This window comes from Maribacter sp. MS6 (assembly GCF_056839185.1).
The window spans coordinates 3,836,654-3,863,506 of record NZ_CM166389.1; the positions used below are offsets into that span (position 1 = coordinate 3,836,654).

The 26,853-nt window shown below is 41.4% G+C and carries 17 protein-coding genes; 5 read left to right on the plus strand and 12 right to left on the minus strand.

Annotated elements, in window-relative coordinates; translation table 11 throughout:
* Nucleotides 1-8 precede the first annotated feature (8 nt).
* A complete protein-coding gene (locus tag MS6x_RS16785; protein WP_482603666.1) occupies nucleotides 9-5,093 on the plus strand; it encodes a Calx-beta domain-containing protein in 5,085 nt (1,694 codons plus the stop codon).
* Between the two features lie 140 nt (nucleotides 5,094-5,233).
* Here the strand turns inward: MS6x_RS16785 and MS6x_RS16790 are convergent, their stop codons facing one another.
* From MS6x_RS16790 to gcvT, 5 genes are read right to left on the minus strand one after another with little or no spacing between them, the layout of a single operon-like run.
* The gene (locus MS6x_RS16790; RefSeq protein ID WP_482603668.1) at nucleotides 5,234-5,944 is read right to left on the minus strand and encodes a YebC/PmpR family DNA-binding transcriptional regulator; all 711 of its coding nucleotides are present in this window, start codon (nucleotides 5,942-5,944) and stop codon (nucleotides 5,234-5,236) included.
* A 53-nt stretch (nucleotides 5,945-5,997) separates the two neighbouring features.
* The gene (locus MS6x_RS16795; protein WP_379933278.1) at nucleotides 5,998-6,285 is read right to left on the minus strand and encodes a 4a-hydroxytetrahydrobiopterin dehydratase; all 288 of its coding nucleotides are present in this window, start codon (nucleotides 6,283-6,285) and stop codon (nucleotides 5,998-6,000) included.
* Between the two features lie 24 nt (nucleotides 6,286-6,309).
* Nucleotides 6,310-7,131: a sugar nucleotide-binding protein gene (locus tag MS6x_RS16800; RefSeq protein ID WP_482603670.1), complete on the minus strand. Its 822-nt coding sequence runs from the start codon at nucleotides 7,129-7,131 to the stop codon at nucleotides 6,310-6,312.
* Nucleotide 7,132: 1 nt separating this feature from the next.
* Complete coding sequence (locus tag MS6x_RS16805) at nucleotides 7,133-8,047, minus strand: glutaminase (protein ID WP_482603672.1); 915 nt, start codon at nucleotides 8,045-8,047, stop codon at nucleotides 7,133-7,135.
* Nucleotides 8,047-9,132, minus strand: a complete 1,086-nt coding sequence (gene gcvT, locus MS6x_RS16810) for a glycine cleavage system aminomethyltransferase GcvT (RefSeq protein ID WP_482603674.1) — start codon at nucleotides 9,130-9,132, stop codon at nucleotides 8,047-8,049. Before gcvT ends, MS6x_RS16805 begins: the two co-directional genes overlap by 1 nt.
* Nucleotides 9,133-9,264: 132 nt before the next feature.
* Between gcvT and MS6x_RS16815 the strand changes: the two genes are divergently transcribed.
* Complete coding sequence (locus tag MS6x_RS16815) at nucleotides 9,265-10,887, plus strand: aminopeptidase P family protein (protein ID WP_482603675.1); 1,623 nt, start codon at nucleotides 9,265-9,267, stop codon at nucleotides 10,885-10,887.
* Here the strand turns inward: MS6x_RS16815 and thrC are convergent.
* The 3 genes from thrC to thrA form a co-directional block, all read right to left on the minus strand.
* Nucleotides 10,884-12,200: a threonine synthase gene (gene thrC / locus MS6x_RS16820; RefSeq protein ID WP_482603677.1), complete on the minus strand. Its 1,317-nt coding sequence runs from the start codon at nucleotides 12,198-12,200 to the stop codon at nucleotides 10,884-10,886. The genes MS6x_RS16815 and thrC overlap by 4 nt on opposite strands.
* Before the next feature lie 34 nt (nucleotides 12,201-12,234).
* Nucleotides 12,235-13,155 (minus strand): homoserine kinase, encoded by a 921-nt coding sequence (locus MS6x_RS16825; RefSeq protein WP_482603678.1) that lies wholly within the window; start codon nucleotides 13,153-13,155, stop codon nucleotides 12,235-12,237.
* Between the two features lie 81 nt (nucleotides 13,156-13,236).
* Nucleotides 13,237-15,678 carry a bifunctional aspartate kinase/homoserine dehydrogenase I gene (gene thrA, locus MS6x_RS16830; protein ID WP_482603680.1) on the minus strand — a complete coding sequence of 814 codons (2,442 nt, stop codon included), beginning with the start codon at nucleotides 15,676-15,678 and terminating at the stop codon, nucleotides 13,237-13,239.
* Between the two features lie 256 nt (nucleotides 15,679-15,934).
* Here thrA and MS6x_RS16835 point away from each other — a divergent pair, with 256 nt between their 5' ends.
* Nucleotides 15,935-17,485 carry an NAD(P)H-hydrate dehydratase gene (locus MS6x_RS16835; protein WP_482603682.1) on the plus strand — a complete coding sequence of 517 codons (1,551 nt, stop codon included), beginning with the start codon at nucleotides 15,935-15,937 and terminating at the stop codon, nucleotides 17,483-17,485.
* A 33-nt stretch (nucleotides 17,486-17,518) separates the two neighbouring features.
* On the opposite strand, the gene MS6x_RS16840 is transcribed toward MS6x_RS16835, so the two are convergent.
* Nucleotides 17,519-17,920, minus strand: a complete 402-nt coding sequence (locus tag MS6x_RS16840) for an STAS/SEC14 domain-containing protein (protein ID WP_482603683.1) — start codon at nucleotides 17,918-17,920, stop codon at nucleotides 17,519-17,521.
* 201 nt (nucleotides 17,921-18,121) lie between these two features.
* Nucleotides 18,122-20,674: an ATP-dependent Clp protease ATP-binding subunit gene (locus MS6x_RS16845; protein ID WP_482603684.1), complete on the minus strand. Its 2,553-nt coding sequence runs from the start codon at nucleotides 20,672-20,674 to the stop codon at nucleotides 18,122-18,124.
* A gap of 256 nt (nucleotides 20,675-20,930) precedes the next feature.
* On the opposite strand from MS6x_RS16845, the gene gyrA reads away from it, so the two are divergent.
* Together gyrA and MS6x_RS16855 are read left to right on the plus strand one after the other, a co-directional pair.
* Entirely contained in the window at nucleotides 20,931-23,468 is a 2,538-nt protein-coding gene (gene gyrA / locus MS6x_RS16850) for a DNA gyrase subunit A (protein WP_482603686.1), read from the plus strand.
* A 32-nt stretch (nucleotides 23,469-23,500) separates the two neighbouring features.
* Nucleotides 23,501-24,763: a tetratricopeptide repeat protein gene (locus tag MS6x_RS16855; RefSeq protein ID WP_482603687.1), complete on the plus strand. Its 1,263-nt coding sequence runs from the start codon at nucleotides 23,501-23,503 to the stop codon at nucleotides 24,761-24,763.
* 50 nt (nucleotides 24,764-24,813) lie between these two features.
* On the opposite strand, the gene MS6x_RS16860 is transcribed toward MS6x_RS16855, so the two are convergent.
* Together MS6x_RS16860 and MS6x_RS16865 are read right to left on the minus strand one after the other, a co-directional pair.
* Nucleotides 24,814-25,560, minus strand: coding sequence for a C40 family peptidase (locus MS6x_RS16860; protein ID WP_482603689.1), 747 nt, complete (start codon nucleotides 25,558-25,560; stop codon nucleotides 24,814-24,816).
* Between the two features lie 18 nt (nucleotides 25,561-25,578).
* Nucleotides 25,579-26,754, minus strand: coding sequence for an acetyl-CoA C-acyltransferase (locus MS6x_RS16865; RefSeq protein WP_482603691.1), 1,176 nt, complete (start codon nucleotides 26,752-26,754; stop codon nucleotides 25,579-25,581).
* Nucleotides 26,755-26,853 lie beyond the last annotated feature (99 nt).

Below are 26,853 nucleotides of genomic sequence, written 5' to 3' on the forward strand. Positions count from 1 at the left end.
CCAATTCTATGAAAAAATTTTTACTTTTTTTAGTTGTTATCTTGACAGTATGCTTTTCTAATGCACAAACAGTGTTGGAACCAGGCGATATTGCCTTTTTGGGCGTTAATACAGATGGTACTACAGATGCAGATGATTCCTTCGCATTTGTATTGCTAAAAGATGTTGATGCTGCCACAACCATAATCTTTACCGATCGTGGCTGGAATGATGGCACGGGATTCGTAACGCCTTTGGCTATAGGTGATGGGGAATTCACCTGGACAGCTGGGTCGGCACGTAGTGCTGGTGAAGTTGTCATACTGGATTTTTCTAATTTGAGCCCTGGAGCGGCATCTTTCACGGTCCTTGGGGACCAATTGTTCGCCCTACAAGGTACCATAGCAAACCCCGTGTTTATAGCAGGTATGCAACTTAATATTGGCACGGGAAGCGACGATGCCAACTGGGACGGTGCTTCTACCAGCAATACCACCTCGGCCTTGCCAGATGCATTAACTACAGGCGATACTGCTGTACGATTAACACCTGAGGCCGATAATTGGCAATTTAGTTGTGCGGTAGGATGCCCATTAACGGGTACTCCTGAACAGATACGGGCAATTCTTCATAATCCTACCAATTGGGTGAGTGATAATGATAATGTGTATCCGGGAACGGTTGATACCGAATTTTCAGTAACAAAAGTTCCATTAGGCACCATACAGTTTGCGAGTGCTACGTATTCCGCGAGCGAGGGCGACGGTACGGTCACGCTCGATCTCACCCGTGAGGGCGGCAGTCAGGGTGAACTTACGGTTCAGATTCAGACGTTCGATGGTACGGCCACCATCACCGACGACTATACGGGCATTCCCACCCCGTTGACATTGACTTGGGCGGACGGTAATACGAGCAATAAGACCGTGACCCTTCCTATAGTCGCCGATGCGCTTTCCGAGGGCGACGAAACGTTTACCATGGTGATCAGTAGCAGTACCAACCCGGACTGGGTCGGTGCACCCAGTACCGCTACAGTCACTATTACAGATGATCCGCCGGGCACCATACAGTTTGCGAGTGCTACGTATTCCGCGAGCGAGGGCGACGGTACGGTCACGCTCGATCTCACCCGTGAGGGCGGCAGTCAGGGTGAACTTACGGTTCAGATTCAGACGTTCGATGGTACGGCCACCATCACCGACGACTATACGGGCATTCCCACCCCGTTGACATTGACTTGGGCGGACGGTAATACGAGCAATAAGACCGTGACCCTTCCTATAGTCGCCGATGCGCTTTCCGAGGGCGACGAAACGTTTACCATGGTGATCAGTAGCAGTACCAACCCGGACTGGGTCGGTGCACCCAGTACCGCTACAGTCACTATTACAGATGATCCGCCGGGCACCATACAGTTTGCGAGTGCTACGTATTCCGCGAGCGAGGGCGACGGTACGGTCACGCTCGATCTCACCCGTGAGGGCGGCAGTCAGGGTGAACTTACGGTTCAGATTCAGACGTTCGATGGTACGGCCACCATCACCGACGACTATACGGGCATTCCCACCCCGTTGACATTGACTTGGGCGGACGGTAATACGAGCAATAAGACCGTGACCCTTCCTATAGTCGCCGATGCGCTTTCCGAGGGCGACGAAACGTTTACCATGGTGATCAGTAGCAGTACCAACCCGGACTGGGTCGGTGCACCCAGTACCGCTACAGTCACTATTACAGATGATCCGCCGGGCACCATACAGTTTGCGAGTGCTACGTATTCCGCGAGCGAGGGCGACGGTACGGTCACGCTCGATCTCACCCGTGAGGGCGGCAGTCAGGGTGAACTTACGGTTCAGATTCAGACGTTCGATGGTACGGCCACCATCACCGACGACTATACGGGCATTCCCACCCCGTTGACATTGACTTGGGCGGACGGTAATACGAGCAATAAGACCGTGACCCTTCCTATAGTCGCCGATGCGCTTTCCGAGGGCGACGAAACGTTTACCATGGTGATCAGTAGCAGTACCAACCCGGACTGGGTCGGTACCCCGTCCACGGCCACGGTCACGATATTGGAGCCATGTGAGGTTGCCATTCAAGAACAGCCCTGGGATGTTGTGGTCTGCGAAAGTGAGTCCTTTACTTTAGTTGTAGGAGCCACCGGTAACGGTGGGCTCTCGTACCAATGGCAAATTTCGAACGACAATGGGGCGAACTGGATACCCATGATGGTACCTAATTCAAACTCGGTCACCATAACCAATGTATCCATCGTCCAAAACGCCAACCAGTACAGGGTCATTGTTACATCCGATAACAGCACGCCCATTGACGCTAAGGACGACTGTTCGACGACCAGTGAAACGGCCACCTTAACGGTTAACCCAAAACCAATGGTCGCGATCACGGGAAACGATAGCTATTGTTATAACGGAAACGGTGTCGTCCTCGATGCCGGTGCAGGCTATTCTAGTTACCTCTGGTCGCCCGGAGGGGAGACCACCCAGACGATGACCGCCCTTGAAGGTAGCTATACCGTAACGGTGACCAATGGGTTTGGCTGTGCCACGACTTCAGAGGCCTTTACGGTCACCAATAACCAACAAATGGCATGTACCATTGTACAGGACGTGCTTACCACGGACCACTTGACGCAGGACGGTGTGGCCACGGTTAACCCTAGTGGTGGTAATGGTGTTTATACCTATATATGGGACAATGGCGAAACGACACAGACAGCGACCACGTTAACCTATGGCATGCACAGTGTAACGGTGACGGACGCCAACGGATGTGAGACCAGTTGCCAGATAGATATCGCGAAGGAACTCTACTGTTGGACAAATTTGATACAGAACGTAAGCTATAACGGTGGCAATGACGGTTCTGCCCGGGTAAAAGGTAATGGGGGTTATAGGCCCTATACCTTTGAATGGGAGGACGGCAGTACTGGAGAGGTCAACAGTTCTCTGAGTGCAGGCACCCATTATGTAACCATTACGGATGCCAAGGGTGCTACCTCACGGTGTAGTGTTACCATTACGGAACCCACGGGTGGTAATTGCGATTCGTTCATGGCCACAGTGGAACAGGACAAGCTTACCACGGATCACCTTACCCAGGACGGTGTGGCAACGGTGTACCCAAAAAGTGGTACGGCGCCGTTCACCTATCTCTGGGACAACGGGGAGACCACGCAAACGGCGACACGTTTAACATACGGTCTTCGCAGCGTTACGGTCACCGACGCTTCCGGTTGTGAGACGACTAGTCAAATAGACATTGCCAAGGAGCTGTACTGTTGGATCAACCTTCAGGGGAACGTTAGCGTACACGGCGGTAACAATGGTTCTGCCACGGTACATGGCAACGGCGGTTATAGACCACATACCTTTAGGTGGGACGATGGTTCCACTGCACAGTTGAACACTAACCTAGGTGTAGGAACACATTATGTGACGATAACGGATGCTACCGGTGCCACTTCACGATGTAGCATAACCATCACCCAACCCAACGAAGAGGTATGTGACGGTGTGGACAACGACGGCGATGGTATGATCGATGAGGGCTTCGATGCTGACAACGATGGTATAGCCGATTGTTTCGATACATGTGATAAAGGGGACGATACTGTTGATATGGACAATGACGGTATTCCCGATGCTTGTGATGACAATGTATGCGTAAAAGGGGAGAAGCCCCAGACGGAATGTTATCAAATGGCAGAATGGAACGAGCAGAACTGTAGTTGGGATGTTATTGGAGAAATGCCAGTGCAGCCAATAACGGAGTGCTATCAGACTGCGCAATGGAACGAAGCGACCTGTGAATGGGACATCATTGATGGGAAACCTGAGATGCCGATGACCCTATGCTACCAAACGGCGGTATGGAGCGATCAAATCTGTGGTTGGGAAATCAACGGTGAGAAGCCATTGGAGCCCATGACCGAGTGTCATCAGACTGCGCAATGGAACGAAGCGACCTGTGAATGGGACATAATTGATGGGAAACCGGAGAAGCCCATGACCCTATGCTACCAAACGGCAGTATGGAGCGATCAGATCTGCGACTGGGAGATTAACGGGGAGAAGCCTATTGAACCGGTAACGGAATGTTATCAAACGGCAGAATGGAACGAGCAGACCTGTGAATGGGACATTACCGGTGAGCAACCAACAGAACCGGTAACGGAATGTTACGAAACGGCAGAATGGAACGAAGTTAGCTGCGAATGGGACATTACCGGTGAACAGCCCAATATGCCGATGACACAATGTAATGAAACGGCGGTATGGAACGAAGCTACCTGTGAATGGGACATTATTGAAAACGATAATGACTGTGGCACGGGTACAATCGACCAATGTGAGACGGCATTCGCCAGATCGTCGGATGAGAATGTCCGGACCTGTTTCATAGGCGTTCCCGATGTCAGTGGCAACCGATGGGGATGGATAAATGAGTTCCCTTCCATCAATGGTACCTACCAAATGGAGGTATATGCGGCCGCAGGCCAGTGCGATATTTCCAAAGGTGCCTTGGTAGGAAACGTGGAGGTCATTTACACCGATGGTACTTTAGCGGTGACTGTTTCTACCCTACCTGGTTATAGGATGTCGGAGGCCCAGTTACATGTGGGCAGTCAAATCTTACCAACGCAAGGCAATGGGTTCACCACCGCACCGGGCCAGTACCCTTATGCGGATATGGTCGATGGGGATTTCATCACCTATACCTTTGAAGGCATCAGTGCTGGAGATACGGATAACTTCTATGTTGTGCTCCATGCCAACGTTTGTCCGGTAGCAGAAAATGAGAGTTTAACGGTAAAGCGACCTGTTGCCCAAGTTGAAATGAAGGCCTACCCGGTTCCGTTCAAGGAAAACTTGAACCTCAACGTAGTCTCTCCTAAGAACATGGAGGGAACCTTGTCCTTGTTCAATGGTATTGGACAAAAAGTAAAGGACTTTGGTCAACATAGTTTAACCAAGGGGGACAACGAGATTTACCTGGGTATGGACGAGTTGCCCGTTGGTACTTATTTCATACGTATGAACTCTGTTTATGGAAAAGAAACCTTACAGGTGCTACGAAAATAGGATAGAAGACGTGGAAGGGTTCTATTTTTAACAGGTAGAACCTACACTGAAAATACGGAAAAATGTGAATCTAAAATAAGTATTGATTGCATAAAAAAGCCACTCAAAAGAGTGGCTTTTTTTAGTATAACATGTATTGTTTATTCCTGCATGCTATGGTATACGTTCTGTACATCGTCATCTTCCTCTATTTTTTCCAATAGTTTTTCTACGTCCGCAGCTTCCTCTTCGGTAAGTGCCTTAGTAACTTGTGGAATTCGTTCAAAGCCAGAGGAAAGGATTTCCAATTCCCTATTTTCTAGTTCTTTTTGTATAGCACCAAAGCTTTCAAAGGGGGCGTAAATCAAAATACCATCATCATCTACAAAAACCTCTTCGGCACCAAAGTCAATCATTTCCAGTTCTAGCTCTTCTGGGTCCAAACCTTCTGCCGGAATCCTAAAATTGCACGTATGGTCAAACATAAACTCAACAGAACCGGAAGTTCCCAAGCTGCCGTTACATTTATTAAAATAGCTTCTAACGTTGGCTACGGTCCGTGTATTATTATCCGTGGCAGTTTCTACTAAAATAGCGATACCATGCGGTGCATATCCTTCAAACAGCACTTCTTTATAATCTCCTAGACTTTTGTCGCTTGCACGCTTTATGGCACGTTCTACATTGTCCTTGGGCATGTTTACCGACTTTGCGTTCTGTATAACGGCTCGTAACCTGGAGTTGGAATCTGGATCGGGTCCTCCTTCTTTTACCGCCATGACAATATCCTTTCCTATTCTAGTAAAGGCTTTGGACATGGCCGACCATCTTTTCATTTTTCGTGCTTTTCTAAACTCAAAAGCTCTTCCCATAGTTGTATTTTTAATTTAGGATTCTAAAAGTAATAAAATTTGAAACGACAGTCTTAGTCGCTTTCTACAATATCCTCAATAGCTCTTGCCAGTACAAAATCCTTTTCGGTAACACCGTTAGCATCGTGCGTATTTAATCGAATATTAACTGTTTTATATACATTGCTCCAATCTGGGTGATGCCCCTGCGCTTCGCATTCGAACGCAATGCGTGTCATAACAGAAAAAGCTTCCTTAAAATCCTTAAATTCGAAAGTCGTTTCTATGGCGCCATCTACATATTCCCATCCGTCTAATTGGCCAAGGTAATCCTGTATTTGTTTATCGGTAAATTTCTCCATGTGTATTATATTTAAAAATATATGTCAATTTAAAACGTGATCTTCTATAATATCCTGGTATGTGAACTGTAGGTTTTTTGGCAATTTATTGGTTTTTGGCAATACGGCCAAATAACGGTCTTCATTGGTCGTATATACACGTTTTAGTATTGGATTAAAGGTCCCTACGCGTTCCAAGACTTCTTTTATGAAATCTTCATGATGTACCAAATCTGTACTCCCTAAATGATAAATACCTGTTTTGTTTCTGTTTATAAGATAATGAATTTGCTGTGTTAGTTTATCATCATTCGTCACATTTAGAATTAAATTAGGGAAAACTTCCACAGGCTCATTGTTAAGAATCCGATTTTTCATTTCTTTAATTCTCGGTGATGCGTTTCCAAAAACCATAGGAATGCGCAATATGCCCGCTTTATTTGGAGGCAAGCGAAGTAGCATATTTTCAATTTTTATTTTCAGGCGTCCAAAAACACTTTCCGATAAGGTTTTGTCTGTCTCGTAAGAAGGATATTTGCTGTAGGTGTCAAACACATTTGCTGATGATAGGAAATAGAGTGTACAGGCAGTGTACGTTACATATTCAGTTAAATGTTGATGGGCGATTACTTGTGCCGCAAAATTTCCCCGTAAAGCAGAAATGATAATTTGAGGTTTTACTTTTTCTAACAGCTCAAAGATATCATCGTTCTCTATGTCATACCTAAAAAATTGTTTGTTGGAAGCAAAAGCGTTGGCCGCATGGCAATACGTCCCATAGGTGTCAAAGTAGTTGCACAGCTCCTTGTAAATGGCATTGCCAAGGAAACCACTACCACCCAATATGAGTATTTTTTTACTTTCCAAATTAGAAAATTGATAATCCGGATAGGGTGGTTAAACGTTCCAATGCGGCCATTCCACGGGCAGAATTTCCTTTTTTATTAAGTGGCGGGGACCATGTAACCACACAAAATTTATTAGGTAAAAGGGCAATAATACCACCGCCGACCCCACTTTTTCCCGGTAAACCTACCTCAAAGGCAAATTCACCTGCTTCATCATAAAAACCACAGGTAAGCATTAGCGCGTTAACCCTTTTGATTTGATTTATATTTAGGTGAGTCATATTTCTTTTGCACTTTCCTCTATTTATAAAAAGGTAAAATACGTTGCAGAGCTGGGCACAGCTCATATGTAGGGAGCACTGATGAAAGTAAAAATCCAATACCGTTTCTACATCATTGCTAAGGTTGCCATACGATTTAAGCAGATTGGCAGCTGCGTAGTTTTTAAACCCAGTTTGTTTTTCAGATTTAGCCACATCCTCATCATACGATATGGAGGTGTCGTTCGCCAATTTTCTAACAAACTCCAGAAAATCTTGTTTAGGATCTGCTAACTGGGATACCAAAATATCAGCTATTACGATTGCACCGGCATTTATTAGCGGATTTCTTGGGATACCGTTTTCTAGTTCCAACAAGGACAAATGGTTAAATGGATCCCCGGATGGCTCTACATCCACCCGTTCCCAAACAGCTTCTCCAATGCATTGCAAGGCCATGGAAAGACTTAACACTTTTGAGATACTTTGTATTGAAAATTTTTCTTTACTATCTCCTTTAGCGAATTCGTTTTGATGTATGTCCAGCAGTTGAATTCCAAATTTTGAGTCAGGTATATCAGCTAATTCAGGGATGTAAGAAGCTACTTTTCCTGTATTTGGAAGTTCTAGAACCTCCTTATAAATTTCATCGAGATAGTATTGAAAATTTTGCATTATTTTTTATAAAACGGAAGCTTAACGATGGTGGCAGGAATAGCTTTCTTGCGAATTTGAATTTGAATCTTGCTTCCAATTTCGGAAAATATGGTAGGGACGTAACCTAAACCAATACCTTTACCCATAGAAGGGGACATGGTGCCCGAAGTAACAATTCCTATCTTTTTTCCTTGTCCGTCAACAATGTCATAATCATGTCTTGGAATACCTCGCTCATCTAACTCAAAGGCCACCAGTTTGCGTTCTGGTCCGTGCGCTTTTTCTTTGGCCAATGCTTCACTGTTTACAAAGTCTTTTGTGAATTTTGTAATCCAACCAAGGCCAGCTTCAAACGGTGAAGTGGTATCGTTGATGTCATTTCCGTAAAGGCAATACCCCATTTCTAAACGTAGGGTATCCCTAGCGGCCAAACCTATTGGCTTTATGCCGAAACCAGCTCCTGCCTCAAATACCTTTTCCCAAATCTGTTTTACATCCGTGTTTTTACAATAAATCTCAAATCCACCAGAACCTGTGTATCCGGTCGCAGAAATAATAACGTGTTCTATTCCGGCAAAATCCGCTACGTTAAAATTATAGAATTTAATTTCTTCAAGATTTACAGAAGTCAAGGACTGCATGGCTTCTACCGCTTTTGGTCCCTGTATGGCCAATAAAGAATAATCTTCGGAAATATCGCGCATATCCGCTCCAATAGCTTCGTTGTACTTACTAATATGTGACCAGTCTTTCGCTATGTTCGATGCGTTCACCACCAATAAATACTGTTCTTCCTTTAGTTTGTATATAATAAGATCATCTACGATACCTCCGGTTTCGTTTGGTAAGCAGCTATACTGGGCTTTGCCAATGGTAAGTTTGGCTGCATCGTTAGAACTCACTTTTTGAATTAATTCGAGGGCTTCTGGCCCACTTATTAAAAATTCTCCCATGTGGGACACATCAAAAACACCAACACCGTTCCGAACCGTCTCATGCTCCGCGGTTACGCCCTCGTAGGAAACGGGCATGTTATAACCTGCAAACGGGACCATTTTAGCACCTAAGGACTCATGTGTTTGGGAAAGCGCTGTATTTTTCATCTTCTTTTTATATTTGAGACAAATTTATTCAATTTATTAAGTATTCCCTTCTAAGTCCTTCTTATAATTTTCAATCAGGTGGAGTGGTACAGTCAATGATATAAAAAAGCAGTAATTTACAAGTTTAAATAAATGAATATGTTAAAAAATAGCGCTTTACTTTTTCTGATTGTATCGGTTTGTTTTCATGTAAAGGCACAGGATATACCAACAGATTATTTATCTGCGGAATTTCATAAAGGTAGAAGGGATAAGGTAAGGGAACTCATGACGCCGAATAGTGTTTTGGTATTTTTTGCAAATCCAGAGCGCAATAGAGCGAACGATGTGGATTACATTTACCACCAAGATCCGGATTTTTACTATCTCACAGGTTATAAAGAACCCAATGCCGTGCTGCTCATTTTTGCGGAACCACAAAAAACTCCATCTGGAGCTGCCTATAACGAGCTGATATACGTTCAGAAACGGGATGTTAGGGCCGAACAATGGAACGGAAAACGCTTGGGAATAGCAGGAGTAAAAAATGCATTAGGGTTTGATATGGCTTTTAATGCCGAGGAATTTAAAGACCTGCCTGTGGATTTTAGTAATTTTGATACCGTGTCTTTTTTTGATTTTAAGAATGACTACAGGGATAAAAGCGGTAGCGCAGATTTGTTCGATTTGATCTATATGTTTAAGGATAAGGCAAATTATCCAAGAGATTACAGCGCAACAAAACAAGAATTATACACTAGGATTACCACTACTCCCATTGAGAATAGTGCTAATGTAGCACAAATTTTAGGCCGTTACTTGAGTAGTGATAAGACCCTTCAACAAGACCAACTTTTGCTGGCCTTTGCCAACTCTGATAATGATATTATCAGAAAAGAAATTCGCGAAAAAGTTCTTACTATTCAAAAGACAAATAATTTGGACAGCGGCATGATTAGCGAAATCATGAGGAATTTACGAGAAACAAAAACTGAGGAAGAGCTAGTATTGCTACAAAAGGCCATAGAAATTTCCGCGGTGGGTCAAATTGAGGTAATGAAGGCCATGCACCCTAACATGTCGGAAAGTGAGATTCAGGGTGTGCATGAATATGTCTATAAAAAATATGGTGCGGAATATGAAGGTTACCCTTCCATCGTAGGCGGAGGCAACAATGGATGTATACTGCACTATATCGAGAACAACAAACCCAAAGTTGGAGATGATTTGGTATTGATGGATCTTGGTGCAGAGTACCGTGGGTATACCGCAGATGTTACGCGAACCATTCCAGCGGATGGTACTTTTTCTCCGGAACAAAAGGCGATTTATGATGTGGTTTACGAAGCACAGGAAGCGGGCATAAATGCAAGTATCGTTGGTTCTTCTTTTCAATCGCCTGGGTTGGCGGCGAGCGCAGTAATCGCTGATGGTTTAGTAAGATTGGGTATTATAAGTAATGTTGGAGAAGCGCGTACCTATTTTCCGCACGGAACATCTCACTATTTAGGACTTGATGTCCATGACAAAGGAACTTACGGCCCCTTGCAGGCTAACACGGTAATCACTGTAGAACCTGGAATCTATATCCCGGAAGGTAGCGATTGCGATAAGAAATGGTGGGGCATTGCCGTACGCATAGAGGACGATATCTTAATTACGGATAATGGCCCCGTAAACTTGTCCGCTATGGCGCCTAGAACTACAGAAGCCATTGAGGCTATGATGAAACAGCCAAGCCCATTGGATGATTTTGTCCTACCGTCCTTGGATTAGCGTTTAAGCAGATAGCTTTTTAGTTCGTGATAGTTCTGAATTTTGATGGACTTTTTTTCTTTGTCCATTACTTTTTGAATTTGAGGAGGAATCGCCAATGTTTGTCCTATTGTCTGTTCCACAACATCTAAAAACTTTACAGGATGGGCGGTCTCAAGAAAGATTCCATAGGTGTTCGGATGGTGTTCCTGGTATTTTTTCAGACCCAGATATCCAACCGCACCGTGTGGATCTGCAACGTACCCAGTTTTTTGGTAAATGTCCAAAAGTGCCTTGCGTGTTTCTATGTCAGTAAAGGAGTAGGAGGTAAGCTGCTTTTTCAGTTGTGACAAATCATCTTGAAAAAGATGCCGTATTCTAATGAAATTACTTGGGTCGCCTACATCCATTGCATTTGAAATAGTCGCTTTGGATGGCTTAGGATCGTATATGCCAGTTTTCATAAACTCGGGCACGGTATCATTTACATTGGTAGCCGCTATAAACTGTTTTACTGGCATACCCAATCGTTGCGCAACCATCCCTGCACAGATGTTTCCAAAATTTCCACTTGGAACCGAAAAAGCAATATCTTTTGGGCTTACTTTTTCTTTTTCTACTTTTATACGTACTTGTTTGTAGGCAAATAAGAAGTAAAACAGTTGTGGTAGCCAACGTGCCACGTTAATCGAGTTCGCTGAGGTCAATTGCATCTTTCTTAGCAAATCCTTATCTAAAAATGCTGTTTTGACCATGGTTTGACAATCGTCAAACGTTCCGTCCACAGAAAGGGCGACGATATTTTGCCCTAAGGTAGTTAATTGTCGTTCCTGTATATCACTGACTTTACCGCTAGGATAAAGGATGACTACGTTCACACCCTTTACCCCTAAAAATCCGTTAGCAACAGCCCCACCGGTATCTCCTGAGGTTGCTACAAGGACAGTGACCTCATTGTTTTCGTCTTTTGAAAAATAGCCTAAACAATTGGCCATAAAACGTGCACCAACGTCTTTAAAAGCCATTGTAGGTCCGTGAAACAATTCCAAGGTGGCTACATTGGTTTCGATTTCAACTACAGGAAATTCAAAATCGAGCATATTGGCAAGAATCTCCTTTAATTTGTCATTAGGAATGTCTGCTGAAACAAATTGGTGTATGGCATTAAAAGCTATTTCTTGATCGGTAAGTTCTGGTATCTTATTAAAGAAAGATGCTGGTAGTGCTGTAATATGTTCTGGAAAATAGAGGCCGCGATCCGGTGCAATACCCTTAACTACGGCATCCTTAAAAGATACCACGGGAGCTTCTTGGTTTAGGCTATAAAATTTCATGTGTTAACTTCAGTTGTATGCGTTACTACCTGTATTATAATTGTCTAATGCCACTTGTATTTATCTTCGATATGTGCACATCAAAATCAATTCCTATTTTCTTGTATACTTCCTTCATTCCTGCTCCTACATTCTGTGCCGTGCGTTCTCCATTGCTAAAAGCAAAAATGGATGGGCCAGAACCAGAAATACCGCAGCCTAGGGCTCCGTTGGTCATTGCTGTAGTTTTTATCGCGTCAAAACCTGGGATTAAAATAGACCGAATAGGTTCTACGATATGATCTTCCAAAGAACGCCCGATTAAATTGTAATCCGATGTAAATAGACCGGCAACCAAGCCACCTAAATTACCCCATTGTTTAATACCATCTTCTAAGCTTATGGTAGTTTTTAATATTTTTCTAGAGTCAGAGGTCTTTACTTCAATCTGTGGATGAATAACCGTTGCATAAAGTTCTGTAGGACTTGGAATAGGAATGACATCTAAGGGCGTATAGCTACGAACCAAAGTAAAGCCTCCAAAAAGAGCTGGTGCTACATTATCTGCATGGGCTACGCCGCTAGCTAAGCGTTCACCTTCCATTGCGAATTTTACTAGTTCTACCGTAGAAAATGGTTTGCCTAATAAGAGATTCATGGCCCAAACGGCTCCAGTAGAGCTTGCGGCACTACTGCCTATACCGCTCCCTGCTTTAATTTTTTTATAGATTTCAATGTTAAAACCACCATCGTAATCGCTAACGGCTAACAAGGCTAAACCAGCTACTCCGGCTACGTTTAAGTGCGTTTCCATGGGCAGTTGTTGCCCTTCAAGTTTGGTGATTCGAATACCTTTTTCTCGGGTCTTTCGAACGACCATTTCATCCCCAATGGTGTCTAAGGCAACTCCAAGCACATCGAACCCACAGGAAATATTCGCTATGGTTGCGGGGCAGAATACTTTGATTTCGTTCATAAAAAATATTCTTTTATTTCAAGTTACGCCTATAATTTCGGTATCGATAGCTAAAGCCAAAACACTTGAAATTTGAAATTATCAATAATTACCGATTCGGATAACATCTGCAAACAGGCCAGATGCCGTTACATCTGAACCCGCGCCTGCTCCTTTTACGATTAACGGTTGCGTCGGATACCTATCAGTGAAGAACAGGACGATGTTATCACTACCTTCTAAATTATAAAAATCATGACCTTTTGGAATTTCTTGCAGTCCAACACTCGCATGTCCATTTTCAAATTGCGCTACATATTTTAACTTGGTATCCTTTTCCGCTGCTTGCCTATATATGTTTTGAAACTGCGTTTCGTATTTCTTTAAGGAAGCAAAAAAAGCTGCGTTGGATTCGGTGGCAAGACTTTCTTGTGGAAGAAAGGAGTTGTTGCCAATATCTGCTATTTCCAATGGCGTTCCACTTTCTCTGGCAAGAATCAGTATTTTACGCATGACGTCTACACCACTTAGGTCAATTTTTGGATCCGGCTCGGTATATCCTTCTTCTTGGGCTTGTTTCACAATAGCATGAAAGGTAGTTTTGTCACTAAAGTTATTAAACACAAAATTAAGACTGCCAGACAGTACGGCTTGTATTTTTTGAATCTTATCGCCAGAGGCAATAAGGTGTTTTAAGGTGTCAATAATAGGTAAGCCTGCACCTACATTTGTTTCAAACAGAAACGGAGCGTTATACGTTCGTGCCAGTTCTTTAAGCTCAAGATAATTCGAATATTGAGAGGAACACGCAATTTTATTGCAGGTGACTACAGATATGCTATTTCTTAAATAATCTTTGTATGTATTGGAAACGGCTTCACTGGCAGTATTATCCACAAAAATGCTATTACGTAAGTTTAAAACCTTGACCGTATTAAAAAACTCCTCTTTGCTCGCCTTTACTCCTGCATCTAAAAGCACTTCCCAGTTTTTTAAGGAAATTCCACCATCATCAAAAACCATTGTTCTAGAATTGGATATTCCGACTACCCTTACGTTTAGTTTCAGGGTTTCTTTTAAATACTTTTTTTGTTTTTGTATTTGACCTAGAAACTTAGAACCTACATTGCCCACGCCCATAACGAACAGGTTCAATTGCTTTACATTCTCTTCAAAAAATTCTTCGTGTAAGGCATTTAAGGCCTTTTTCACATCTTTTTCTTCAATAACGCAAGAGATATTCCGTTCAGAGGCCCCTTGCGCAATGACCCTAATATTTACATTATTCTTTCCTAACGTGCTAAACATTTTACCACTTAGCCCTTGATGATTTTTCATATTGTCACCTACGAGTGCTACAATGGCCAATGAGGTCTCTGGAACCACCTTATTTATACGTCCTCTTTCTATTTGATATGCAAAAGCCTCGTTTACAGCTGCTACGGCAACGGCAACATCCTCCACAGAAATACCAATACAAATAGAATGTTCAGAGGAGGCTTGAGTGATAAGCACCACACTAATGTTGGCCTGGGACAGCACTTCAAAGAATTGTTTAGATATTCCTGGTATTCCTACCATTCCGGGCCCTTCTAAAGATAAAAGTGCTATATTTCCTATATGGCTAATACCGCGCACCGTTTTTCCTTTCTCATTTTTAGATTTGGTAATCAAAGTGCCATGGTCATCTGGGCTAAACGTATTTTTGATACGGATAGCTATTCCCTTGGCTAATACGGGTTGTATCGTTGGTGGGTATAGGACTTTGGCTCCAAAATGTGAAAGTTCCATAGCTTCTTCGTAGGAGATATGTGCAATAGGCTTGGCCTGCTTAACCACTTTAGGATTAGCGGTATACATACCGCTAACATCGGTCCAAATCTCTAATGCTTCCGCGTCTAAAGCAGCTGCATAGAGTGCGGCCGTATAGTCAGAACCACCTCTACCTAAGGTTGTTGGGTCACCAATTTCAGATTTAGCTATAAACCCTGGGCAGATGACTACCTTATGTTTTGAAGCACTGAAATAGGCTACACAGTTGGCATTCGTTTTCTCCAAATTAACGATAGTCCTGCCATTTGCTATCCCTGTTATTATAAGGTCCCTGCTGTCTTTATGAGCACAATCGATTCCTTGGCTTTTCAAATATTCACCTATAATATAAGAGGATAGTAATTCACCGTAGGATACAATTTTATCCGATAGTTTTTTGGTTATCTCTCCAATAAAAAAGGCACCCTCTAAAAGGGTTTCCAAGGTATTCAATTCTTTTTTTACGTCACTCAATACTTTGCTTTGGTGCGTAATAGGAAGCAATGCTTTGATTGCTTCCAAATGCCGGGTTTCAATCTCTTTTAAAATCGTCTTATAAGAATCATCCTGTTTTTCTGCTCGGTTACCAGCAGTTATGAGTTCGTCCGTAACACCACCAAATGCGGAGACAACAACGATGATATTATCCGTATAGGTAGTGAGTATATTTTTTATCTTATCAATGTTTACCGGAGTGGCAACGGATGTACCACCAAACTTTAATACTTGCATATTGATTAATTATCAATTTTTATTTGGGATGATTATGTAGGGGTCTGAGATGGAAGATACTATTTTACCCCCTAGGGGTGAGCCCTAAAGGAGCAGTAACACAGCGAATAGCTTTGCTGTGACGAACAAATATTAAGTTAGAATCTATGTAACCCATGTTCTTTGATAAAGGTCAAAAGTAGTACATTTGACTTGCTAATCAAATGATTCTACAAATTTTTACCGAATCGTTATTTTTACTAAAATAAAATCACGGATGAAGCTTTTTAGTGCAGAACAAATATATACTGCTGACAAATTTACCATAGCAAAACAAAAAATTACAAGTGATGAGCTGATGGAAAGAGCTGCTGTTCAAATTTTTAATTGGATGCATTTGAGAATGCAAGGTGCTCCGGTTAAAATTCATTTGTTCTGTGGTATTGGTAATAACGGAGGTGATGGAATTGCTTTAGCAAGGCATCTTCAAGAACATGGCTATAATATTGCCGTATACGTGGTAAATTATAGCACCAAGCGTTCAAAAGATTTTTTAATCAATTTAGACCGACTTAAAGATCGAAAAATATGGCCCCATTTTATGGATTCGGATGGTGAACTCCCTGAAATTGGTGCGGATGATATTGTTGTAGATGCGATTTTCGGTATTGGATTGAATAGACCACCAGCCGCTTGGGTAGGGAAACTCATAAGTCATCTTCATGATTCTAAGGCATTTATATTGTCTGTAGACATTCCGTCTGGTTTGTATGCCAATAGTGTTCCCAAACAAAAGGATGCTGTAGTAAAGGCAAATTTTGTACTGAGTTTTCAAACCCCAAAATTGGTATTTTTTCTTCCGGAAACAGGAAGTTACATTGACCAATGGGAAGTTTTGGACATTGGCTTAGATCCTGAGTTTTTAACCACGGAAGAAGCGGACTATAAGCTGATTGGAAAAAATGAGGTACTACCAATATATATTCCTAGAACAAAGTTTTCGCACAAAGGAACGCATGGTCATGTATTGGCTATAGGTGGTAGTTACGGTAAAATTGGAGCAATTAAATTAACTAGTAGTGCTGCATTAAAAATAGGTAGTGGCCTGGTCACTGCTTATATTCCCAGTTGCGGGTATACTGCACTGCAAACTGCGCTGCCAGAGGCTATGGTGCTAACGGATGGCGATAATTATATTACAAATATAGACCTTGCCATAAAAGCTTCGGCCATTGCTATTGGAATGGGAATGGGTATAGAAACAAAAACTACTAATGCTTTTGCTAATTTTTTGAAATCCAATAGCGTACCCTTGGTTATTGATGCAGACGGTTTAAACGTTCTTGCGGCTAATAAAGAGCTGCTTAAGGATTTACCTAAATTATGTATACTTACTCCCCATCCAGGTGAATTGGAAAGGCTTGTGGGAAAATGGAAAGACGATTTTGATAAACTGGACAAGGTAAAGAAACTATCAAAGAAATTAGACTGTATAATAGTTATAAAAGGGGCCCACTCAATCACCGTTTATCATGATAAGGGATTTGTGAATACCACAGGAAATCCCGGAATGGCAACCGCTGGTAGTGGAGACGTGCTATCTGGAATAATTTCGGGATTAATAGCTCAGGGATATGAACCTTTGAAAGCAGCAATTTTTGGTGTTTATCTGCATGGAAAATCCGCAGACTTACAAATTGAAAATACCGGATATCAATCTTTGATAGCTTCCGATATTGTTGAGGGCTTGGGAGCTGCCTATCTAGACCTTTTTAAACTTCCGGAAGCAGTACAGCAACAGAATACGGATACCCAAGAAAAAAAGTAAAAACCGTAATTTTTAATTCTTTGATGGGATACTTTATTTTGACTTCAGTTTAGTTTTAATCCATTTAAGTGCATTGTCATACTCGATAAAGAATTTCATTGGCTTTTTATAAAACAACTTTTCAATTTTAAAGTTGTGCATATCTATTTCCTTAACGGATACAATTGCAAATGCCTTGAGATTCTCTAGTTCTTTTAGGTAGTTGTAGATGGTAGGGTCTACGGCATAGGAATTCTTACGAAGGCTGATAAAGCCAAAGTTTTTATCCCTAAAATGTATTTCTGAAATTCCAATAATTTGGTAAGCACGTTCAAGTGTTAACGTTGCACCTTCGTCGAAGATAGAAACCATATAATTCTCGTAAACCTGTACTTTTCCAATTTCCAATTGGTACTCTCTAACAATTACTTTTTTCTTCGTTGATCCAACGCTCATTTCGTCTGTATTATAGTGTCTGGGACGAAAGTAAATGTATACTATTACCTAGGATAAAAAAATAGATTAAAGACCTAAATATCGTTCATACTGCGTATAGCTAGAAAATGATATTTTTTAATGTTTACTCGCCTTACAAATTTGCGTAATAAAAAAGAGCCTTATTAAGGCTCTTTTTACTTAAGTTCTTATTAGTAGGATTTATTTTGTTTTAGACGATTCTTCCGCTTTCTTGATTTTAATAGTCAATTCTTCACTTTTTTTATCTAAATCCATAAGAATGCTATCTCCTTCCTCAAGTTTTGAATTTACAATTTCTTCGGCAAGGGCATCCTCTATATACTTCTGAATTGCTCTTTTTAGCGGTCTAGCACCGTATTGCTTATCAAAACCTTTTTCGGCAATGTAATCTTTTGCTTCATCAGTTAGATTTAAATCATAGCCTATGTCCTTAATTCTATTAAATAGCTTGGCTAGTTCAATATCTATAATTTGATGAATATGTTCTCTTTCTAGAGCATTAAAAACGATTACATCATCTATCCTATTTAAAAATTCAGGCGCAAATGCTTTCTTAAGCGCATTTTCAATCACACTTTTTTGGTTTGCGCTTTCCTGTTCCTTTCTGGCGCCTGTTCCAAAACCGACTCCCTGTCCAAAATCCTTTAATTGTCTTGCCCCGATATTGGAGGTCATGATAATTATCGTATTTCTAAAATCGATTTTTCTTCCCAGGCTATCCGTAAGAAAACCATCGTCCAATACTTGTAATAACATGTTAAAGACATCTGGATGCGCCTTTTCTACCTCGTCCAATAGAATTACTGAATACGGTTTTCTTCGCACTTTCTCGGTAAGTTGGCCACCTTCCTCGTATCCTACATATCCCGGAGGCGCTCCAACTAATCTAGAAATAGCAAATTTCTCCATGTACTCGCTCATGTCAATACGTATAAGCGCATCTTCGGAGTCAAAAAGCTCTTTGGCCATTACTTTGGCCAATTGTGTCTTACCTACACCGGTTTGTCCTAAGAATATAAAGGAACCAATAGGTTTGTTGGGGTCTTTAAGTCCCGCTCTATTCCGTTGTATGGCTTTGGACACTTTCGCAACCGCTTCATCTTGTCCAATAACATTAGATTTGATAAGATTAGGTAACTCTGCCAGTTTATTGCTTTCTGTTTGTGCAATTCTGTTTACGGGTATTCCGCTCATCATAGAAACTACATCTGCCACATTGTCCTCCGATACGGTTTCTTTGTTCAGTTTGCTGTCATCTTCCCAGCGTTCCTGAGCAATCGCCAGCTCTTTTTCCAGGCTTTTTTCATCATCACGTAGTTTGGCCGCTTCTTCATATTTCTGTTTTTTGACTACGGAGTTTTTTAACGTCCTTACGTCCTCCAATTTTTTTTCGAGCTCCAATATTTGCTTTGGCACATCCATATTAACGATATGAACTCTGGATCCCGCCTCATCTAAAGCATCGATAGCTTTGTCTGGAAGAAACCTATCTGTCATATAACGACTTGTTAGTTTTACACATGCTTCAATAGCCGCATCGGTATAGCTAACGTTGTGGTGTTCTTCATATTTTCCTTTAATGTTGTGGAGAATTTCTATCGTTTCCTCAATCGTGGTTGGTTCCACTATTACCTTTTGGAAACGTCGTTCAAGTGCTCCGTCTTTTTCGATATACTGTCTGTACTCATCTAAAGTAGTTGCACCTATACATTGTATCTCGCCACGAGCCAAAGCAGGTTTAAACATGTTAGAAGCATCTAAGCTGCCCGTAGCTCCTCCAGCACCCACGATGGTGTGAATTTCGTCAATAAAAAGTATTACATCATCATTCTTTTCCAGTTCGTTCATTACGGCCTTCATTCGCTCTTCGAACTGCCCTCGGTATTTTGTTCCCGCAACTAAAGAAGCAAGATCTAAGGTCACAACTCTTTTATTGTAAAGAATGCGTGACACTTTTTTATCGATAATGCGCAACGCAAGCCCTTCGGCAATTGCACTCTTACCTACTCCAGGCTCTCCTATTAAAAGGGGATTGTTCTTTTTTCTTCTGCTTAATATCTGCGATACCCTTTCTATTTCTTTTTCTCTTCCTACAACAGGATCTAACTTGTTTTCCTCTGCCATCTGGGTAAGGTCGCGACCAAAATTATCTAAAACTGGCGTTTTTGATTTCTTTGTGCCTTTTTGCCCTGAGCTATTTCCAAAAGTATTTTCCTTTCCTTCTTGGGGCTCTCCCGATTCGCTTGAGAAAGATTCCGCGGTTGGGCCATCTACCATATCATCGTCACTGGTAAGCATAAATTTAAATTGTTCTTTAACTCCGTCATAATCTACTTGCAGCTTGTGAAGCAACTTCGTTGTCGGATCGTTTTCATTTCTTAGTATACAAAGTAATAGATGCGCCGTATTAATAGAGGAGCTTTGAAAAAGCTTCGCCTCTAAAAATGTAGTTTTGAGCGCACGTTCTGCTTGTCTTGTAAGATGGAGGTTTTTTTTATCTTTCTGAACTCCACTTGCATTTGGGTTGGATGGACTTAGAATTTCGACTTTTCTTCGTAAATGGTCTAAATCAACATCCAAGGCATCCAAAATGCTGATAGCTTTCCCGTTACCATCCCGAAGAAGCCCTAGCATCAAATGCTCTGTTCCAATAAAATCGTGGCCAAGTCGTAACGCTTCCTCTTTGCTGTAGGCAATTACATCCTTTACCCTAGGTGAAAAATTATCATCCATAAAATATATTATCAGCTATAAAATTAATAAATCTCAGGCAATCCTGAGCAAATACTGTTCCTATAATCGTTAAAGTTCTTTTAATTACCGAAAAAGTAAATCTTTTTAAGCAATTTGTTTGTTAATCATGTTCATATGTTATCCATTTAAAGTGTTGATAAATTATTGAATAAATAGTTGGGCTTCTTCTTTGAAAGGCTTGATTTTGCGTATATTGCCATGCTTTTTTACTAATAAAATACAATAAGAATTTGAAATGGCTGACGGTGAAAAATTGATTCCTATTAATATTGAAGAAGAAATGAAATCTGCCTACATTGACTATTCAATGTCGGTCATAGTGTCACGAGCACTCCCAGATGTCAGGGACGGGCTAAAACCTGTTCACAGACGTGTGCTATATGGAATGCATGACTTGGGTGTTAGGAGCGGTAGTGCGCATAAAAAATCTGCTCGTATCGTGGGTGAGGTTTTAGGTAAGTATCACCCTCATGGAGACACCTCTGTATATGATGCTATGGTCCGTATGGCCCAAGAATGGAGTCTGAGGTATATGTTAATAGATGGGCAAGGTAACTTTGGCTCTATAGACGGCGATAGTCCTGCTGCAATGCGTTATACGGAAGCCCGAATGCGCAAGATGGCCGATGACATGTTGGCGGATATAGATAAAGATACCGTGGATCATCAGTTAAATTTTGATGATTCCCTAAAAGAGCCAACCGTTTTACCTGCAAGAATACCCAACCTTTTGGTTAATGGCGCTTCCGGTATTGCGGTTGGAATGGCTACTAATATGCCTCCTCACAATCTTTCAGAGGTTGTAGATGGAACGGTAGCTTACATTGAGAATAATGATATTGAAATTGATGAACTTATTACGCATATTAAAGCTCCGGATTTTCCAACAGGTGGAATTATATATGGGTATGACGGAGTAAAAGAGGCATTTCATACCGGTCGTGGCAGGGTAATGATGCGTGCTAAGGCTACTTTTGAAGAAGTACAGGGAAGAGAATGCATTGTTGTAAACGAAATTCCATATCAAGTCAACAAGGCCGACATGATCAAAAAAACGGCCGACCTCGTAAACGATAAAAAAATTGAGGGCATTTCTACCATTAGGGATGAATCCGATAGGAATGGAATGCGTATTGTCTATATTCTTAAAAGGGATGCGATACCGAATATTGTTTTAAACACTCTTTACAAGTATACAGCGCTACAAACTTCGTTCAGTGTTAACAATATAGCCTTAGTGAATGGCAGGCCAAAATTACTGAACGTTAAGGATATGATTCATTACTTTGTGGAGCACCGCCATGAAGTGGTTGTAAGACGCACTAAGTTTGAGCTTAAAAAAGCGGAAGACCGTGCGCATATTTTGGAAGGGTTAATCATTGCTTCGGATAATATTGATGAGGTTATCGCAATTATAAGAGCTTCTTCCAATGCTGATGAGGCTCGGGAAAATTTAATGGAGCGGTTTAAGCTTACAGAGATTCAGGCCAAAGCGATTGTAGAAATGCGATTACGTCAACTTACTGGTCTAGAGCAGGATAAATTAAGATCCGAGTACGAGGAGGTTATTGCTACCATAGCAGATTTAAAGGATATCCTTGAGAACAAGGACCGAAGAATGCAAATTATTAAGGACGAACTTCTAGAGGTTAAGGAGAAGTATGGCGACGAACGAAGGTCCGAAATCAATTTTGCAGGTGGCGACCTTAGTATGGAGGACATGATACCTAACGAGCAAGTTGTTATTACAATTTCTAGTGCCGGATACATAAAGCGTACTCCATTAACAGAATATAAAACACAAAATAGGGGCGGAGTCGGACAAAAGGCGTCTTCAACCAGAAACGAGGATTTCTTGGAGCACCTTTTCGTAGGTACCAATCATCAATATATGTTGTTCTTTACTCAAAAAGGAAAATGTTTTTGGATGCGGGTATTTGAAATTCCTGAAGGAAGTAGAACCTCTAAGGGCAGAGCCATTCAAAATCTTATCAATATAGAGCAGGACGATATGGTGAAAGCCTTTATCTGCACACAGGATTTGAAAGATGAGGAATATGTAAATAGTCATTATGTAATCATGGCAACTAAAAAGGGAACGGTTAAAAAAACCTCTTTAGAGCAATATTCAAGACCTAGGCAAAATGGAATAAACGCCATTACCATTAAAGATGACGATGAATTACTAGAGGCGAAGTTGACCACCGGAACGAGTCAAATTTTCCTTGGTTTAAAATCAGGAAAAGCAATTCGTTTTGAAGAAAGTAAGACCAGGCCAATGGGAAGAAATGCTTCCGGAGTCAGAGGAATTACCTTGGCTAACGATAAGGATGAAGTCATTGGAATGGTTTCTGTACATAATTTTGAAGACGAGCTTTTAGTGGTATCCGAAAATGGTTATGGGAAGCGGTCAAGTATCGATGATTACAGAATTACCAATAGAGGAGGTAAAGGGGTAAAGACCATAAGCGTAACCGAAAAGACCGGGAATCTGGTAGCGATAAAGAATGTAACGGATTCTGATGACTTGATGATTATTAACAAGTCTGGTATCGCAATCAGAATGAGTGTTGAAGATCTTAGGGTGATGGGAAGAGCTACTCAAGGTGTGAAGCTTATTAACATAAAAGGCAATGATTCTATTGCGGCTGTGGCGAAGGTGATGAAGGACGATGAAGATTTTGATGAGGCTGGAATAAAGGATATGGAAGTAAAGCCCGAAGAAGATGGCACGGCAATTGATAATACAGATACCGATGGAACCGAAGAATAATTTTTTAAACACTAATAAATAATTTAATACAGATGAAACGTAAGATTTTAATAGTAGCGGCCTTTTCTTTTGCAGTGGCAGGAATGGCTCAGAAAAACGAGATAAAAGCAGCTGAAAAAGCCTTGAAAGGTGGGGATATAGCTTCGGCTAAAACTGCTTTAGAGGCAGCTGAAGGAACAATATCCGGTGCGGATGAAAAGTTACAGGCCCAGTATTATTTTACCAAAGGTAAAATTTATAACGACTTGGCTAAAAAAGGCGATGATAGTGCTTTTCAGAAATCCGTAGATGCCTTTAAGAAGGTTATAGATATCGAAACCGCTAGTGGAAAACAAAAGTATACGAATGAAACCAATCAGTTGATGACCGCTATTGTAGCAGAACTAGTGAATGGCGCTGTATCTGATAACAATGAGAAAAAATTTAAAGAAGGAGCGGATAAACTCTATATGAGTTATCAGTTAAGTCCTCGGGATACCGTTTATCTTTATTATGCAGCAAGCAGTGCCGTAAACGGTGGTTTATATGATGACGCGTTAAAATATTACATTGAGTTACAAGATGTTGGTTATGACGGTAGCTCTGTAGTGTATAAAGCAAAAAATACTGCAACGGGTGAAATGGAACCAATGTCCAAGACGCAACGGGATTTAATGGTGAAATCCGGCACGTATACTGATCCAGTAGATGAGAAAGAACCCTCAAAAAAGGGTGAAATCGTTAAGAATATTGCTTTAATCTACACACAACTTGGTCAGGATGACAAGGCTTTAGGAGCTTATCAAGCTGCCAGAGAAAGTGATCCTGAAGATGTTAATCTTATTTTAAACGAAGCTAACCTTTATTTTAAGCAGGGGGATAAGGAAAAATTTAAGTCTTTAATGGCTGAGGCTATTGCTATCGCTCCTGATAACGCCGATTTATATTATAATGTTGGTGTGATCAATAGTGAGCAGGGCAACATAGATGAGGCTCGCGAAAATTATAAGAAAGTACTTGAGCTTAATCCTGGGTATACCAATGCCTATTTAAATCTTTCTACGACGTATGTTAACGAGGGTAATAGCTTTATTGATGAGATGAATTCTTTAGGAAACTCTAGGGCAGATATCGCTAAATACGAGGAATTAAAAACAAAAAAAGATGGCTTATTTGAAATGGGTGCTCAAACTTTAGAGGACGCCTTGAAAACAAATCCAGATAACCAAGGGATTTTAACGCAGTTGAAAAATATCTATGGTGCAATGGGTGACAATGAAAACTTTATGAGAGTTAAAAAGTTATTGGGAGAATAAATTATTCGCTCACGATTCTATAAAAAAAGGCTTCCATTGGAAGCCTTTTTCTATATTACCTTTTTAATGACCCTGAGCTTATGGGTATAGTTTCGTAGGTTGTTATTAAAAATACCTGTATGGTCTAATCTATCTATTCTTACAATGCCATTCACATGGATAATATAGTTGTTGTCCATGATGATACCTACATGATCTATTACTCCATTGGAATTATCAAAAAAAGCTAAGTCACCAGGCTCACTTTCTTCCACAAAACTTAACGGAGATCCTTGGGACGACTGGTCTAGAGCACTGCGCAAAAGACGATGCCCATTTATTCTATAGACCATTTGGGTAAACCCGGAGGCATCAATACCAAAAGGCGTTTTGCCGCCCCAGAGCTCTGGAGCATTCAAGTAAAGTAGTGCGATTTTAATTAAATTGCCCTTCTCTTTTTGGGTGGTTATCAAATTACCTTCAAAATTCCCACTACCTCCTTTGTCATTGATAGCAGACCCTAATAGCACGGGAGTTAACATAGAATTTTGTTGTTCTACATACGAAATAAGGTCAGATGCGTAATGCTTTGGTGTTTTTTCAATATCCTCATATTCCTCTTTTGTTATAAAATCGAGCTGGGTGTTAAGAATCCATCCTTCTTGCTTGTCAAAAGCCACTCTAATTTTTGACCAATGTTTTCTCGATTCTAAAATTTTGAAATGTTCGCCAAAAAGTAATTGGGTGACCATCTCGCTGGCCTCTTCCGTAATGGCTCTGACCGGGACTATACTTATGGGACAAATACCGTATTGCATTAGATCGTTTTCCGGTAATTACTTTCGTTCTATTACTATAGCTGAGGCTCCGCCACCGCCGTTACAAATTGCTGCAGCTCCTACCGTCGCATTTTTTTGCTCAAGGACATTTAATAGGGTAACTATAATTCTAGCTCCGGAACATCCCAAGGGATGTCCCAAGGAAACCGCGCCTCCGTTTACATTTACGTTTTTATCGCTTAAGCCAAGAAGTTTGATATTAGCGAGGCCTACTACTGAGAACGCTTCGTTAAATTCAAGAAAATCTACCTCCTTTAAAGTTATTCCGGCTCTATCCAAGGCTTTTGGTAGTGCCTTTGCAGGTGCCGTGGTAAACCACTCCGGTTCCTGGGCAGCATCTGCATAGCCTGTTATTTTGGCCAATGGCTTTATATTTAGTTCCTTGGCTTTATCCAAACTCATTAATACAAGTGCCGCTGCACCATCATTTATAGTAGAAGCGTTCGCTGCTGTAACTGTACCTTCTTTAGTAAATGCAGCCCTTAATTTTGGGATTTTTTCTAGCACTACATTCTTATATTCTTCGTCCTCGGATACAACAATAGGTTCGCCTCGTCGTTGAGGAACTGAAACAGGAACAATTTCATTTTTAAAATTCCCTTTTTCCCAGGCAGCCGCAGCCCTTTGGTAGGACTGAATGGCGTAGTTATCTTGATCTTCTCTTGAGAACTCATATTTTTCTGCACAGGCATCTGCACAGACACCCATAGCTTGTTCGTTATATACGTCAACTAGGCCATCTTTCTGCATGCCGTCTATCATAGTCACGGGGCCAAACTTGTTGCCGTTGCGCATCTGAACATAATGGGGAATCATGCTCATGTTTTCCATGCCACCGGCAACTACGATGGAGGTATCGCCAAGGGCAATAGACTGTGCTGCTTGCATTACTGTTTTCATGCCAGAAGCACATACTTTATTTATTGTTGTGCAGGGAACCGTATCTGGAATACCCGCAAAGATGGCTGCTTGTCTAGCTGGTGCCTGTCCGGTTCCGGCCTGAACGACATTCCCCATAAGTACTTCTTCTACCAGTTTTGGGTCTAGTCCAATTTGTTTCAAAGCTCCGGTAATAGCCGTAGCACCTAATCTCGTGGCAGGTACGGTAGACAAGGACCCCATAAAACTACCAATTGGTGTGCGTACCGCAGAAACTATAACAACCTCTTTCATTTTTAAATACTTTTATGTGTTGCGAAATTAGTAAATTCTTTGTCAACCCTATGGTAATACCTTTGATTCCTGATTATAAGGTTATTATTTTCTATTTTT

Bases quoted from the DNA above. Each gene is read 5' to 3' on its own strand.
- MS6x_RS16785 (WP_482603666.1), top strand. From the start codon at position 9: ATGAAAAAATTTTTACTTTTTTTAGTTGTTATCTTGACAGTATGCTTT.
- MS6x_RS16790 (WP_482603668.1), bottom strand. From the start codon at position 5,944: ATGGGAAGAGCTTTTGAGTTTAGAAAAGCACGAAAAATGAAAAGATGG.
- MS6x_RS16795 (WP_379933278.1), bottom strand. From the start codon at position 6,285: ATGGAGAAATTTACCGATAAACAAATACAGGATTACCTTGGCCAATTA.
- MS6x_RS16805 (WP_482603672.1), bottom strand. From the start codon at position 8,047: ATGCAAAATTTTCAATACTATCTCGATGAAATTTATAAGGAGGTTCTA.
- gcvT (WP_482603674.1), bottom strand. From the start codon at position 9,132: ATGAAAAATACAGCGCTTTCCCAAACACATGAGTCCTTAGGTGCTAAA.
- MS6x_RS16815 (WP_482603675.1), top strand. From the start codon at position 9,265: ATGAATATGTTAAAAAATAGCGCTTTACTTTTTCTGATTGTATCGGTT.
- thrC (WP_482603677.1), bottom strand. From the start codon at position 12,200: ATGAAATTTTATAGCCTAAACCAAGAAGCTCCCGTGGTATCTTTTAAG.
- MS6x_RS16825 (WP_482603678.1), bottom strand. From the start codon at position 13,155: ATGAACGAAATCAAAGTATTCTGCCCCGCAACCATAGCGAATATTTCC.
- thrA (WP_482603680.1), bottom strand. From the start codon at position 15,678: ATGCAAGTATTAAAGTTTGGTGGTACATCCGTTGCCACTCCGGTAAAC.
- MS6x_RS16835 (WP_482603682.1), top strand. From the start codon at position 15,935: ATGAAGCTTTTTAGTGCAGAACAAATATATACTGCTGACAAATTTACC.
- MS6x_RS16840 (WP_482603683.1), bottom strand. From the start codon at position 17,920: ATGAGCGTTGGATCAACGAAGAAAAAAGTAATTGTTAGAGAGTACCAA.
- MS6x_RS16845 (WP_482603684.1), bottom strand. From the start codon at position 20,674: ATGGATGATAATTTTTCACCTAGGGTAAAGGATGTAATTGCCTACAGC.
- gyrA (WP_482603686.1), top strand. From the start codon at position 20,931: ATGGCTGACGGTGAAAAATTGATTCCTATTAATATTGAAGAAGAAATG.
- MS6x_RS16855 (WP_482603687.1), top strand. From the start codon at position 23,501: ATGAAACGTAAGATTTTAATAGTAGCGGCCTTTTCTTTTGCAGTGGCA.
- MS6x_RS16860 (WP_482603689.1), bottom strand. From the start codon at position 25,560: ATGCAATACGGTATTTGTCCCATAAGTATAGTCCCGGTCAGAGCCATT.
- MS6x_RS16865 (WP_482603691.1), bottom strand. From the start codon at position 26,754: ATGAAAGAGGTTGTTATAGTTTCTGCGGTACGCACACCAATTGGTAGT.